The organism is Ulvibacterium sp. (genome assembly GCF_965248315.1).
Lineage (GTDB): Bacteria > Bacteroidota > Bacteroidia > Flavobacteriales > Flavobacteriaceae > Ulvibacterium.
In genome coordinates, this window is record NZ_CBDFIX010000002.1 from 3203827 (window position 1) to 3217198 (window position 13372).

Below are 13372 nucleotides of genomic sequence, written 5' to 3' on the forward strand. Positions count from 1 at the left end.
TCTTTTGAAATGAACAAGTTGATGAATTTGGGCAAACGTTATGCCTTATTTTGCACAGTAGCACTATTTGCTGTAAGCTGTAGTAACGATTCCGATGAAAATGCCCAGGATCTGGAATTTACCCAAGCCGAGGTAAAAACTATTTTGGAAACCGATGATGTATCTAGTGCTGCCGATAGCATAATTTCCGAACTATATATGGGTAATAGTGCCAAGTCTTCCAAAAATGAGGAATGCTATTCCGCTACTTATAACGAAACGGGGTTTAACGTTACTTTCAACAATTGCGTACTTAACGGCACGGAAAACGTAAATGGAACGTTGAGTATCGTTTATGCTACCGAAAACGAATCTGCTTCCTTCACGGCTACCTACACCGATTTTTATGTGGGGGACATAAAACTGAATGGTACAAGAAGTTTTGGTCTTGCAGGAAATTCCGAAGGCAATAGTGTTAGCTTTTCCGTAACCAGTGATATGACAATTACTATGGCGGATGATTCGGTTATTGCCGAAAATGGGACGAAAACACTGGGTTATGTATTTAGCCAAAATTTAGCTGAAAGCGTATTCACGATTTCAGGGAATTGGACGCTTCAACTGGATGGCAATACCTATAAAGTGGCCGTAGGGACTACTTTGGAAGGGAACCTTGGATGTGAATATCTCAACAAGGGAAGTATGACCGTGGATAAAAACGGCTTGGCCGTAGCCATAGATTTTGGCGATGGAAGTTGTGACGACAAGGCAACTGTAACCTATCCGGATGGAACCACAGAGGATATTTCCTTAAAGGATTAAGTAAAGATTTTATTAAAAATATAATGCCCCGGTCAACGTATAGACCGGGGCATTTTGTTTTACGGTAAAAGGAATACCTTTGAGAGGTAAGAACGGTTTAGTTTGGAATGATTTATGTAGATTTTACAATTCAAAAGTATAGGTATGAAAATGAAAGCTTTACTCTTGCTAATCTTCTGTATTGCTACCCATGGTACTTTTGCCCAGGACAAACCCCATAAACGTCTTGATGCCGTTAAAAGTTTAGTAGATTCAAAAAATTTTGTTTTTGATGCCAATCGAGCATCTCCATTGGGTTTACCCAGCATAAGTATTGTCGCCATAGATAACTATGTAAGAATTGAAAAGGATAGTACCTTGGGATTCCTTCCCTACTTTGGAGAAATGCGTTTGGGAGGGGGTTATGGAGAAGGTGGTGCTATTGAATTTGATTCGGAAATTAGGGACTACAAGGTAAAAACAAAGAAAAATGGTAAAGGTATTATAGTAACCTTTAACACCAAAAACTCCGATGAGCGGTTCAATTTTACGTTGTTCATAACAAAATCAAAATCGGCTATGGTTGTCGTCAAGGGTTCACATAGAAACAGTATCACCTATAATGGTGTAATACGGGAGTTGGACGATGATTCGTTAGAATAGTTTTTGCCTATCGTTCCAAAGCTTAAGCTTCATTTTTTTATCTCGCAGTTTTGAAATAACTTCAATTAGACAAACAGTATCCCTACGAGAATGTATCAAATGTTTTTTGTTTTTGTCCTTTCCCTCTCCATGGAAACTACTTTGGCCCAAATTGATTTTAAGGCCCAAAGAGAGCATATGGTAAAGGTTCAGTTACAAAATAGGGATATTACGGACAAGGCTACATTGGAGGCAATGCTAAAAGTACCAAGGCATCAATTTGTCCCCCAAAATCTGAGGGAAGTGGCCTATACCGATGGTCCATTGCCCATTGGCAAGGGGCAGACCATCTCCCAACCTTATATCGTTGCTTATATGACCCAGGTCCTGGAACTCCAACCAGATCATAAAGTATTGGAAATAGGGACAGGGTCAGGATATCAAGCCGCGGTACTCGCAGAAATCGTTGATTCCGTCTATACCATGGAAATTGTTCAAAAGCTTGGTCATAACGCCAGGAAAAGATTGAAAGAACAGCAGTATAACAACGTCGAGGTACGAATAGGGGATGGGTATTACGGTTGGCCCGAAAAGGCTCCCTTTGATGGTATTATGGTAACCGCAGGCGCAGAGCAGATTCCGCCCAAATTGACGGAACAACTTAGGGAAGGTGGAAAAATGATTATTCCAGTAGGTCCCCACCAGGGGATACGGCATTTGGTTTTGCTTACAAAAAGGAAGGGGAAAGTAAAACGCAAAAATTTAATGGCAGTTCGTTTTGTTCCTTTTACTCGAAAAAAAGAGAAATAAAATAAAAAGGCGCAATTTAATTGCGCCTAAGCTATGTTCGTAACGTCTTCAATTAATAGGTGTAATGTCTGTAAGCTACCCAACGGACACGTTTGCTGTCCTTAAACGTGGAAAAGAATGAATTTTTTCTGGATTCTGTTGGGTTTTTTATGATAAACGAAGCTCTCATGATTTCTTGTTTTTTGATGATGAATTGGTTGTTGTTTTAATCGCTTTTAGCGTGTAAAGTTTCTGTACTCTGCCCATTTTACTCTTTTGCTGTCCCTAAAGGAAGAAAAGTAATGGAATGTTTTAGACTCTGTTGCTGTTTTGTTGATGGATGCTTTCATAATTTCTAGTTTTTAATTGTTGTTGTTTCCTTTTTATTTTTTTCATGATATAGTCGGTCGGTATTCCAGCCAAACCCTACTGTGAAATATATTTTGGGTCTTACTAAATGTTGATGTAACCTTTTCATTGGATGATTGTTTTTAGATTGACTTACACCTAATAGACGACCTAAAATATTTTTTGTTACAGTACTATGTTATAAAAGGTACTATTTTATAGAAGTTTTAACATTTAGTTGGGGCAATGGTCAACCCACATCTTTTTAAGAAACTAAATATCAGGTAATTAAAACAATCTTTACTTTACTTTCTAAAAAGAAAAAAAGATACATGGAAAGAGGGAAAGCACGATAAGATTATAATTTAACACCAAATAGGAATGTTATTCCTTTTCCAGTGCTTCGATAAGCTGGTCGTAGGTTTCGATTTTCGTATACAATCTACCTCCTAAATTAACAATAGGTGTTTCTAGGGAGTCTAGGACTATACTATTGGCAAGAGATCTGTTAAGCTGTTCCGCAATTTCGGGTTGTTCCTCTAGGTTGTGAAAAGTAAATTTGTAAGGTCCATCGTTCAGCGGATTGATTAGACTATCACAACTAAGACAGCTTTTGGGAACGTATACAACTATCTGTTTCTTTGGACTAATCTTGATTTTTTTGGCAGGTTTGCGGAGGGCCCTTTTGGAAAGGCTATCATTTACCTCCAAATCGTATGTATATGAAGGTTTTTTTCCACGCATAAGGATAATGGTCTTCATATGCACCTTGGATGTAGCAGGTACTCTAGTAAATCTGGGAGTGGCCCTACTTTGTCTAAAGTTGGTTCCTGTAATAGTTAGTTTAGCATCAAAGGCCTGATCGTTTTCATTTACAGCGTAAAAAGCAAGACGATTCGGTATTTCTTCGACTATAATTTTAATCGGTTTTTCCTGGGCATTAGCCTGAAGAAGAACAAAAAGATAAATTAATCCGTAATGCAGTATTTTCATCTTGGCCTTATAATGTTTTTAAATATTCCAGGAGCGCAGCTCTGTCGATATCAGTGAGTTCATCTCCAAAAGTATGTCCTTGATTACCATATCCCTTTAAGGTAGTGTCATAGGTATTTTTGTCTACTTTGGAATTTTCGGTCGTGTAGTTCCATCCACCTTTTAACTGATTGTAATCAGTATTATCATATGACCTGCTCCAATATTTTGGTCTATCCGCACTATTCAGCACATCTGCCAAAGTGGGTACGGAAGCGTTATGAAAATAAGGTGCCGTGGCCCAAATCCCATCCAAAGGGGGTGCAATGTACCCTCCTTCGGAAACAATTTCCAAGGGATTCGGACTTGTCCCGAACCATCCGGTATTGAACCAGTCCATAAAATAATCATTTGTAGTGGAAGATAAGCTATAATGATTGGAAAGTTCCGGATCGGTTCCTACGGAATTCAAGGAAACCATATAATTGGGGTAGGTGGGGCTGCTCCCGTAATTTCCATGACAACTTGAACATGTATTTTCAAAAATAACTTTTCCCTCTTCGGCAAATTTGGAATCTATCGAAAAAGGGTAGGCTGGAGGCTCCAAGCTATAAATATAGGCCAGTACATCTGCCATCTTTTCGTCCACTTCTTCAGCTTTAGTTCTATCGGTCAAAGTCAATAAGCTAGAGCCAATGAAGGATTTACAAAAATCTCCCCGTCCTATACCGTGATAGAACATGGCATTCTTCTTTTTAAGCAGCCACCAAGCGGGCACATCTGTCGGAATAACCTCGTCCCCAACTTCCACATAGGGATCATCCATCCATTCCAAAGTATTCTTATCCCTATGGGCAATCAATACTTGAGTAATCTTATCGGCCGGATTTACGCCCCGTGTTTCGGTAATAGTTTTTGGGCCTATAGCTACGATACTTCTTCTAAATTGTTCGTATGCAGCCCATTCGTCACTTGTCTGCCCTCCATAGAGAAATGAGATGGCCGAGTTTAAAAGAGTAACATTGTCACTTCTGTTGATCGTGAAATCGCTGTCATGGCTACCGAGACCTAAAACGAATTCTCCGTTGATCCTTCCAGCATGGCATTGCATACAATTGGGGCCAACAATACGAACGCCGTTTGGAGCAGTTACAGCAGTGTAATCATATGGTATGATGGTATTGTCTCCAGTTCGGCCCAAAAGGTTTGTATTGTCCTCCCCAAAACCTGTAAGAAAGGCATCATATGGAATTCCAGAACTCATGTAATCTCCGGAAATAAGATATTCTCGGCCTGCATTTGCATCCCCATTCCTTTGAATTTGATCAGGAATTGCGGTAACCTCAATTATTGGATCAGGATTTGGGTCGGGATTCGGATCAGGGTTTTGAGCTGGATTGTCAGAATTGTCAGGGTCGGGATTAGGTTCAAAGGGTTCAATATTGTCACTGGAGCATGAACATGCGATGCACACAAAAAACAGGGATAATAAAATATGACTTCTCTTCAAAAGCAATTCATTTTTAGACTTGTAGCACTTTGCGAAACAAATAAAACTACGAAAATTACCAACCGCGATTGATTCCATGCTCCTATATTACCTATTTAATCGACAAACGGTATCGAATTAAGAGAATTTTAGACGGCTTTTTGCGCTGTATTTGGTATATTAGAGGTATGTCTGGACTACGTTCCTTGTTATGCATCCTGCTGTTTACCTTATGTTTAGCACAAGTATTTGGGCAATATACCCCAGATGAATGGGATGAACGTAATACATGGATGGATGTCCAAACTATTTTTGAATTGGCGGGAATCGAAGAAGGAAATCAAGTTGCGGATGTGGGCTGCCATGAAGGATACCTAACCTTTCACCTTTCAAAGAAAGTGGGTAAAACGGGTAGCGTCTATGCAGTAGATATCCTAAGCTATCGGCTGGAAAACCTTAGGGAACACCTGAAACAGGAAAAGATTAAAAATGTAACCGTAATCCACGGTGAAGAAGATGACCCAAAGCTACCTGAAAATAGATTGGATGCTGTCATAATCATGGATACCTATCACGAAATGAAAGACTATGCCAAAGTGCTTTTCCATGTAAAAAGAGCCTTAAAACCCAGTGGCCGTATCCTCATTCTTGAGAAATTGAAAACCCATAAAAAGGGCAAAAGTCGTGAAGAACAGACCAAGGCGCATACCTTATCCCCGAAATATGTAAAAAAGGAATTGGAAGAGGCAGGATTTTCAATACGTAAGGAGATCACCGATTTTGGGGATTGGAAGGAAGATAAGGATAAGCCCATGTGGATATTGGTAGGTGTTTCCGGGGCATTGTAATGAAGTAATTGGCCTAAGCTCCGGTTTTTAGTTTGGGGCTAGCCTCCATTGAGAAAGCTAACAAAAGTCATGTTTTCCATATCCATACATTTTTAGTTTTATAAAATAAACCCATAAACCATCCAAAATGAAGGTATACGACCATAAACACATCAAAAATATTGTGCTTGTAGGGGCCCACCAAAGTGGAAAGACCACCTTGGCAGAGACCATGTTATATGAAGCCGGATTAATTAACCGACGGGGTACCGTTGAAAACAAGAACACGGTATCCGACCATCATCAAATAGAACATGAAAGGGGTGCTTCTGTCTTTGCTACGCCATTACATACCGAATGGCGTAACTATAAGATAAATATCATAGATACTCCCGGATTAGACGATTTTATTGGTGAGATCATTTCTTCCATTCGCGTGGCGGATACCATTGTTACCGTGCTAAACGGCCAAAACGGGGTGGAAATAGGTACGGAAATTATCTGGAACTATATTTCGGATTATCACAAACCTACCGTCTTTGTCATAAACCAAATAGACCATGCGGGTATTGATTTTGAAGATAGCTTTAGGAGCATCACCGAGTTGGTGGGAAAAAATGCTGTAAAGATCCAATACCCAATTCGAATAGATGGGGCACAATGCATAATAGATGTGCTTAAAATGAAGCTTTACAAGTTTCCAAAAGGAGGTGGCAAACCTGAAAAACATCCTATCCCGGAAAACGAAAAAGCACTTGCCAACCATTTACACAATGAATTGGTAGAGAAAGCTGCCGAGAACGATGAAGAGTTGATGGAATTGTTTTTTGATAAGGGAACACTGAATGAAGATGAAATGCGGCAGGGTATCAAAGCCGGTATGTTGAACCACGAGCTGTTCCCCGTATTCTGTGTATCGGCTCTTGAAGATATGGGAAGTGGGCGTCTTATGGGTTTTATAGACAATGTGGCCCCGGCAGCGGCAGACTTAAAACCGGAACAGACCTTAGAAGGACAAGCCATAGAGCGCACCAATGAGGCCCCGACCTCGTTGTTTATTTTTAAGACCATTTATCAACCCAATTTAGGTCAGATTACTTTTTTTAAGGTAAAATCCGGTGATGTAAGAGTCAACGAAAAATTAGTAAATGCCAGAAATGGCGAAACGGAGGTTCTCCATCAACTCTTTATTATGGATGGCAAAAAACGGGAGCCCGTTTCCCGATTGGCCGTTGGGGACATCGGTGCTACATTGCGTTTAAAGTATACTGAGACCAACGACACCTTGCACGAAGTAGGAACTCCCATAACCATTAGGCCAATTGCCTATCCCGAGTCCCGAACCCGTAAAGCGGTTTCGGCCGTAAAAAGGAACGAGGAAGAGAAACTTACGGATGCCTTGCGAAAAATCAATAGCCAGGATCCAACTGCCATAATTTCATATTCCCGTGAGTTAAAACAGCAAATATTGGGTTGCCAGGGGGAATTACACTTGGCTACCATAGATTGGACCTTAAAAAACATCTATGACGTAGAGGCCCATTTTGAGAAGCCTAGAATAGCCTATAGGGAAACTATTCAACGGGCCGCCACCGCCAATTATCGGCATAAAAAACAATCCGGGGGAGCTGGACAATTTGCCCAGGTGCATTTAAAAATAGAACCTTGGATCGAGGGTATGCCGGAACCCCAAGGTTTCAACATTCGAGGTAAGGAAGAGGAAGAGCTTCCGTGGGGCGGTAAACTCATCTTTTATAACTGTATCGTTGGAGGAGTAATCGATTTGAGGTATCTACCTTCCATAAAAAAAGGGATACAGGAAACTATGGAGTCCGGGCCTTTAACGGGAAGCTATGTAACGGATATCCGTGTAATGGTGTACGACGGTAAAATGCATTCGGTGGATTCCAACGATATCTCCTTTAAAATTGCAGGGGCCCACGCCTTTAAGGAAGCATTTATGAATGCCAAGCCCAAATTGTTGGAACCTATTCGAGAATTGACCATCAAGGTTCCTGAGGATATGGTAGGCAATGTCATGACCGACTTACAATCCAGACGGGCGGTTATTTTGGGCATAGACAGCGAAGATCGCTATCAGATTCTAAAATGCAATGCCCCGGAGGCCGAGCTTTATGGATACTCTACGAGTTTGCGTTCCTTGACGCAGGGTAAGGCAACGTTTACTTCGGTATTTTCGTCGTTTCAATCTGTACCTACCAATGTCCAAAAACAATTGGTGAGCTCATAATGCAATGAAAAAAGGCTTCTAGGCCAAGATACTCTCATGCCCGGAGTCTTTTACAAATAGGCAGGAGCTTTCTGTTTTTTGGGTCATTTCCTTAACAAACTCAAAAGGAAGGTCCGCATGCATACCGAATATGTTAAGATCGGCATTGGATGCTTTTCCGACCACATCCTTAAAATTTCCGATATGAATTTCGGTCAATGTTTCGGGCAATCGGGCAAGGTTGATGAGGGAATTCAGAAATTCCTTGGCATTCTCATGTTCCTCTTTATCCTTGATAACGGTAATCAAGCGGATTTGTGCTTCCCAATTCCTTTTCAATTTATAGGCTATGAGTGTGGAAAGATCCAAATTCCCGATATCCCAGCCCAAGCTCCAATTTCCCTTGCGGTCACTGACCCATACATTGATAGTATTCCGTTGACCTAGCAGGGCTGTTGGATGGGCCTGATAGAGCAAGACACCAACCTCCAAGCGAATACATTCTTTAATTACCGGTCGTAGTTCCGTTTCATAATTATCATGTTGTTGCAAATTCAAAAAAACAATATTCGGCCTAAAAAAAGCACCACGCAACGCCTGGTTTCCATAATTTACACCTTGTGCAAAATCCTTGGTATGGATAACGGTCCAAGAAGAAAATACCCCTTTCTTATAAAAGGCTTCGGACAAATGTGATATTTCATCCGTAAAACTAGTACTATCCGTAAAGGGTGCAATACCCAAGAGCTTAATAGATCCTTTGGGCCTAGCGATATTTCGTAAGAACTGAAAATTACCCTTTGCCCCTTTAATATCGCGTATAGGAACCATCAAATTTGGCTTCCAAGCGCGTTGCTGCATACTTTTCATTCCCCAAGTATGTTTGGCCGCCCATTCTGCAAAGGAAACGAACAATCCCGAACGCATATCCTCAAAGGGGGTTTCCAGATTCTGGCGAGATAGGAACCAATAGACAACAAATACAATACTAATGGATATAAGACTTATGGTGGGATTAATAATGAACATGGCCAATACAGAGGATAATAATCCTAACCATGGAACCCATTTATGGATTTTAAAAATGGGTCGATAACTTATCAGTCCTAGATTCTGTTCTATGATAACCACAATATTGATCATGGCATAGGTAATCAAGAAAAATAATGTAACTAAAGGAGCTACCGCATTAAGGTCACGCAATAACATCGTAGCAAAAATCATGATACCCGTAACAATCATGGCATTTCTTGGTTGTCCATTGGCACTTTGGCCTGCTAGAAATTTGGCATACGGTAAAACCCGGTGCTCGCCCATGGCGAACAAAATTCGGGAAGAACCTACCATGGACGCTAAGGCGGAAGAAAAAGTAGCCCCCAATATACCGGCAATAACCAAAGGCCCCACATAAGCTTTTTCGATGATAATATTGTAATTGGAAATGAGCTCTTCCTCGGATGCCGATCTTGCCAACCAATAGGCCAGTCCCATATAGATGACAAAACTGACCCCTATGGCCCATAGAGTACCCAAGGGAATACTTCTTTTTGGGTTTTTAAGCTCGCCGGACATATTGGCCCCGGCCATAATTCCGGTAGATGCCGGAAAGAAAACGGCAAACACGATCCAAAAATCACTACCTGAAAATCCGTTTTCCGGAGAACCTTTGAAGGTCCCCCAGCGAATAGCCTCATCCGTCGGAAGATACATAGAACCATAATAGGCGGCTATAACTATGGATATCAATGACAAGATAATTACCAACATGATAAAAAACTGGGTCTTAATGGCGAGATCCGCACTAATGTATGCTATGGCAAGCAAGACCACAAAAACGACAATATCAACTAAAAACGCACTATGTCCTGGGAAAATACCCAACCAGCCTTCCCGAAACCCAAAAATATACATGGTTACCGCCAACCCCTGGGAAATATACCTTGGAATACCCAAGCTGCCACCAACTTCCAAACCCAAGGCCTGTGAGATAATGGCATAGGCCCCACCTGCACCTATACGTATATTCGTAGTAATGGCGGACATGGACAAGGCCGTAGTCAATGTAATAGTAAAAGACACCAGGATTATGAGCCATGCCCCTAAAAGCCCCGCGTTCCCAACGACCCATCCCATTCTAAGGTACATGATTACCCCTAAAATAGTGAGCAGGGTAGGGGTAAAGACTCCTCCAAAAGTCCCGAATTTTTTAAGCTGTTGATTTTGGTTTTTCATGTGGCCAATTAAAAATAGTCCTTATTTTGGAGAATGCAAGTGGTTTTTAAAAGGACTTCGTTTCTTTGGATCGATATGATTTATTGAGAAAACTGTGTGCAAATTGAAATAAATTTTCCAGAAAGTAATATCTTCAAAGAGAAATCCATTTGAATCCGATGAAATGAAATACTTTCTTATCATTTGCTGGGTCTTGTTAAGTACACATTATAGCACCTCACAAAGCTCAATATCCCTTTTTAACGGAAGGGATTTAGAAGGCTGGCATATTGATATTCCTGCTATGGATAGCATTCCGGACGCTAGAAATCCATTTATAGTGCGAAATGGATTATTGGTAAGCCTTGGCACCCCTGGAGGCCATTTAATAACCGATACCGAGTATGGGAACTTTCGTTTGGAAGTAGAGTACAGGTTTGCCGGAAAACCAGGAAATTGTGGGGTATTGGTTTTTGCCTCAACACCCAGGGCTTTGTATAAAATGTTCCCAAAATCAATCGAGGTACAGATGATGCATGAGAACGCTGGAGATTTCTGGTGTATTGTGGAGGATATAAAAGTGGAGAATATGACCTCCCGTCGTGGGCCTAAAGAGGAATGGGGTATTACAGAAGGAAAAAAACGCCGTATTTTAAACCTTACCGATGGTTCCGAAAACCCGGTTGGGGAATGGAATTCAATGCGAATTGAATGTTTGGAAAACAAGATAAAGGTTTGGGTCAATGGGGATTTGGTCAATTACGGCTATGATGCCACGGCAAAAAGAGGTCAGATTGCACTTCAGGCCGAAGGTTCCGAAGTAGAATTTAGAAAGGTGGCTTTGACAACAATCAACAAATTAAGTGAATAATGGGTGATAATAAGATTATGAAAGGTACATCAAAGAAAACAGGTTCAGCTTCAGGCCGTAGAACTTTTTTGAAAACATCAGGACTGGCAATGGTCGGAAGTTCTTTGGCTTACCCCTCAAGTGTATTGGGAGCCATTGGATCATTTAAGGAAAAAACTTTAAAAGTAGGGCTTGTCGGCTGTGGTGGTCGCGGTACAGGTGCGGCCGCACAGGCATTGCAGGCCGATGAAAACGTAATCCTCCACGCCATGGGCGATGTTTTTGAAGATCGCCTAGAAACCTCATATACCGAACTACTCAAGGTAGTAGGGGATAAGGTGAAAGTAGGGAAAGAGAATAAGTTTATCGGTTTTGATGCCTATCAAAAAGTAATCGACTCCGATGTGGATGTAGTGCTACTTACAACACCTCCTGCATTTAGGCCCGGGCATTTAACGGCCGCCATTGCCGCAGGTAAGCATGCTTTTTGTGAAAAACCGGTAGCAGTGGATGCCCCGGGCGTACGGGAAGTTATTGCAGCGGCCGAAAAGGCCAAAGAGAAGAACCTGTCCGTTGTTTCAGGATTTACGTATCGATTCGGCTTTGGCAATAGAGCGGCTTTTGACCAAATTCTCAATGGGGCTATAGGTGATGTTAGAACCGTTACCACTTTCCGGTTCGGCGGTGAACTTTGGTACAAGGAACGCCAACCGGACTGGACCGAAATGACCTACAATATGCGGAACTGGTATTATTATAATTGGCTATCAGGTGATTTTATTGTGGAGCAGGCTGTACATAGCTTGGACCTGATGTCGTGGGCCATGGGAGATGTAATGCCGTTAAAGGCCATTGGAACAGGGGGCAGGCAAGTGCGGACAGACAATCGTTATGGCAATATTTATGATCATTTTGCCGTAGAGTTTGAATATCCCAACGGCGCCAAGGGATACCATTTTACCAGACAACAATCGGATACGGCAACAAGGAACACCATAGACCTATTTGGTACCAAAGGGACCGCAATGATCCAACCAGGTAGAAAATACCAAATTAACGGGCCGGAGGCTTGGCAGTTTGAAGGTGAGGAGAATAATATGTACCAAACGCAACATAATGAACTTTTTGAGGCCATACGAAAGGATACACCCATAAATGATGGTAAGCGCATGGCCAACAGTAGCCTTTTGGCCATTTGGGCACGTACGGCCGGGTATACAGGAAAGGAGATCTCTTGGGAACAAGCCTATAACTCCAACGAGTCTCTGGGGCCAAAATTGGAACAATACAATTGGGACTTGGTCTGGCCTAGTCCTTCCATTGCCGTCCCAGGTAAAACAAAAATCCAATAAAATCAATGAAAACAATACCCATGAAACCTCTTTTTTTATTGAGTATATTGATGACAATAGCCGGTATACTAGCAGGCCACGCGCAAGAAAATCATATACGCTTTGGAACAGAACAAAAATTCGACGACCTAATTGCAGGCACTAAAGCAGAGGGAAATACCTTGCAGTGGGTCAATGTGAATACGGATGACGATACCTGGAGAACGGAAGATAATCTACTTGTTTGTAAAGGTAAGCCTATTGGTGTTATGCGATCTGAAAAGCAGTATGAGAATTTTATCCTACAGGTGGAATGGCGACATATGGAACCGGGAGGGAATTCCGGGGTTTTTGTGTGGAGCGATGCCCTTCCCGATCCAAAATCCCGATTACCTGGCGGAGTAGAGGTACAAATGCTGGAATTGGACTGGGTAAATCTAAATACCCGTGACGGTAAAAAGCCACCTATTGCCTATGTTCATGGAGAACTCTTTGGGGTGGGAGGGGTAAAGACCATACCGGACAATCCCAGAGGGGAACGTAGCAAATCAATAGAAAATAGGGCCAAAGGCAAAGGGGAATGGAACGCCTATACCGTGGTTTGCGTAGACGGTACCATTAAACTATCGGTTAATGGAAAATTTGTAAATGGCATTAGTAAATCTACTATCAAAAAAGGATATCTATGTTTAGAATCTGAAGGTGCCGAAATTCATTTTAAAAACTTAAGAATCGTTGAATTGCCAACTGGGGTGACCTCCCAGAACCAGATGGCAACAATAATAGAGTAGGCCAAAGCCCATAATAACACATACTCTTTCCGCTAACTTGTAAAAATCCATTTCTATAAAAGTGTCGGATGCTCTTTAGCATCTATATTCCTATCAATATTCTTTATTTTTT

Annotated in this window: 11 protein-coding genes; 8 read left to right on the top strand and 3 right to left on the bottom strand. The window is 41.5% G+C overall.

The window, feature by feature from the left end; all coding sequences use genetic code 11:
* The first annotated feature begins 9 nt into the window (after nucleotides 1-9).
* The 3 genes from ACP2AF_RS15350 to ACP2AF_RS15360 all read left to right on the top strand — a co-directional run bounded on the left by ACP2AF_RS15350 (nucleotide 10) and on the right by ACP2AF_RS15360 (nucleotide 2232).
* Nucleotides 10-801: a hypothetical protein gene (locus tag ACP2AF_RS15350; RefSeq protein WP_425237029.1), complete on the top strand. Its 792-nt coding sequence runs from the start codon at nucleotides 10-12 to the stop codon at nucleotides 799-801.
* Nucleotides 802-951: 150 nt separating this feature from the next.
* Nucleotides 952-1443, top strand: a complete 492-nt coding sequence (locus ACP2AF_RS15355) for a DUF4251 domain-containing protein (RefSeq protein ID WP_425237030.1) — start codon at nucleotides 952-954, stop codon at nucleotides 1441-1443.
* 99 nt (nucleotides 1444-1542) lie between these two features.
* Nucleotides 1543-2232 (top strand): protein-L-isoaspartate(D-aspartate) O-methyltransferase, encoded by a 690-nt coding sequence (locus tag ACP2AF_RS15360; RefSeq protein WP_425237031.1) that lies wholly within the window; start codon nucleotides 1543-1545, stop codon nucleotides 2230-2232.
* A gap of 711 nt (nucleotides 2233-2943) precedes the next feature.
* On the opposite strand, the gene ACP2AF_RS15365 is transcribed toward ACP2AF_RS15360, so the two are convergent.
* Both ACP2AF_RS15365 and ACP2AF_RS15370 read right to left on the bottom strand, forming a co-directional pair.
* Complete coding sequence (locus tag ACP2AF_RS15365) at nucleotides 2944-3552, bottom strand: hypothetical protein (RefSeq protein WP_425237032.1); 609 nt, start codon at nucleotides 3550-3552, stop codon at nucleotides 2944-2946.
* Nucleotides 3553-3559: 7 nt separating this feature from the next.
* Nucleotides 3560-5041 carry a hypothetical protein gene (locus ACP2AF_RS15370; protein WP_425237033.1) on the bottom strand — a complete coding sequence of 494 codons (1482 nt, stop codon included), beginning with the start codon at nucleotides 5039-5041 and terminating at the stop codon, nucleotides 3560-3562.
* Nucleotides 5042-5208: 167 nt separating this feature from the next.
* Between ACP2AF_RS15370 and ACP2AF_RS15375 the strand changes: the two genes are divergently transcribed.
* Together ACP2AF_RS15375 and ACP2AF_RS15380 are read left to right on the top strand one after the other, a co-directional pair.
* Nucleotides 5209-5868 (top strand): class I SAM-dependent methyltransferase, encoded by a 660-nt coding sequence (locus tag ACP2AF_RS15375; RefSeq protein ID WP_425237034.1) that lies wholly within the window; start codon nucleotides 5209-5211, stop codon nucleotides 5866-5868.
* Nucleotides 5869-5995: 127 nt separating this feature from the next.
* Nucleotides 5996-8098, top strand: coding sequence for an elongation factor G (locus ACP2AF_RS15380; RefSeq protein ID WP_425237035.1), 2103 nt, complete (start codon nucleotides 5996-5998; stop codon nucleotides 8096-8098).
* Nucleotides 8099-8116: 18 nt separating this feature from the next.
* On the opposite strand, the gene ACP2AF_RS15385 is transcribed toward ACP2AF_RS15380, so the two are convergent.
* Nucleotides 8117-10309, bottom strand: a complete 2193-nt coding sequence (locus ACP2AF_RS15385) for an amino acid permease (protein ID WP_425237036.1) — start codon at nucleotides 10307-10309, stop codon at nucleotides 8117-8119.
* A 163-nt stretch (nucleotides 10310-10472) separates the two neighbouring features.
* Here ACP2AF_RS15385 and ACP2AF_RS15390 point away from each other — a divergent pair, with 163 nt between their 5' ends.
* Genes ACP2AF_RS15390 through ACP2AF_RS15400 form a run of 3 tightly spaced genes read left to right on the top strand, consistent with a single transcriptional unit; the run spans nucleotide 10473 to nucleotide 13260 of the window.
* Nucleotides 10473-11159, top strand: coding sequence for a 3-keto-disaccharide hydrolase (locus ACP2AF_RS15390; RefSeq protein WP_425237037.1), 687 nt, complete (start codon nucleotides 10473-10475; stop codon nucleotides 11157-11159).
* Nucleotides 11159-12490, top strand: a complete 1332-nt coding sequence (locus ACP2AF_RS15395; RefSeq protein WP_425237038.1) for a Gfo/Idh/MocA family protein — start codon at nucleotides 11159-11161, stop codon at nucleotides 12488-12490. Before ACP2AF_RS15390 ends, ACP2AF_RS15395 begins: the two co-directional genes overlap by 1 nt.
* A 20-nt stretch (nucleotides 12491-12510) precedes the next feature.
* A complete protein-coding gene (locus ACP2AF_RS15400) occupies nucleotides 12511-13260 on the top strand; it encodes a 3-keto-disaccharide hydrolase (protein WP_425237039.1) in 750 nt (249 codons plus the stop codon).
* Nucleotides 13261-13372: the final 112 nt, after the last annotated feature.

What these genes read in the sequence shown, in the direction of transcription:
- ACP2AF_RS15395 (WP_425237038.1), top strand. Translation starts at nt 11,159, where the DNA reads ATGGGTGATAATAAGATTATGAAAGGTACATCAAAGAAAACAGGTTCA.
- ACP2AF_RS15355 (WP_425237030.1), top strand. Translation starts at nt 952, where the DNA reads ATGAAAGCTTTACTCTTGCTAATCTTCTGTATTGCTACCCATGGTACT.
- ACP2AF_RS15375 (WP_425237034.1), top strand. Translation starts at nt 5,209, where the DNA reads ATGTCTGGACTACGTTCCTTGTTATGCATCCTGCTGTTTACCTTATGT.
- ACP2AF_RS15380 (WP_425237035.1), top strand. Translation starts at nt 5,996, where the DNA reads ATGAAGGTATACGACCATAAACACATCAAAAATATTGTGCTTGTAGGG.
- ACP2AF_RS15350 (WP_425237029.1), top strand. Translation starts at nt 10, where the DNA reads ATGAACAAGTTGATGAATTTGGGCAAACGTTATGCCTTATTTTGCACA.
- ACP2AF_RS15400 (WP_425237039.1), top strand. Translation starts at nt 12,511, where the DNA reads ATGAAACCTCTTTTTTTATTGAGTATATTGATGACAATAGCCGGTATA.
- ACP2AF_RS15385 (WP_425237036.1), bottom strand. Translation starts at nt 10,309, where the DNA reads ATGAAAAACCAAAATCAACAGCTTAAAAAATTCGGGACTTTTGGAGGA.
- ACP2AF_RS15390 (WP_425237037.1), top strand. Translation starts at nt 10,473, where the DNA reads ATGAAATACTTTCTTATCATTTGCTGGGTCTTGTTAAGTACACATTAT.
- ACP2AF_RS15365 (WP_425237032.1), bottom strand. Translation starts at nt 3,552, where the DNA reads ATGAAAATACTGCATTACGGATTAATTTATCTTTTTGTTCTTCTTCAG.
- ACP2AF_RS15360 (WP_425237031.1), top strand. Translation starts at nt 1,543, where the DNA reads ATGTTTTTTGTTTTTGTCCTTTCCCTCTCCATGGAAACTACTTTGGCC.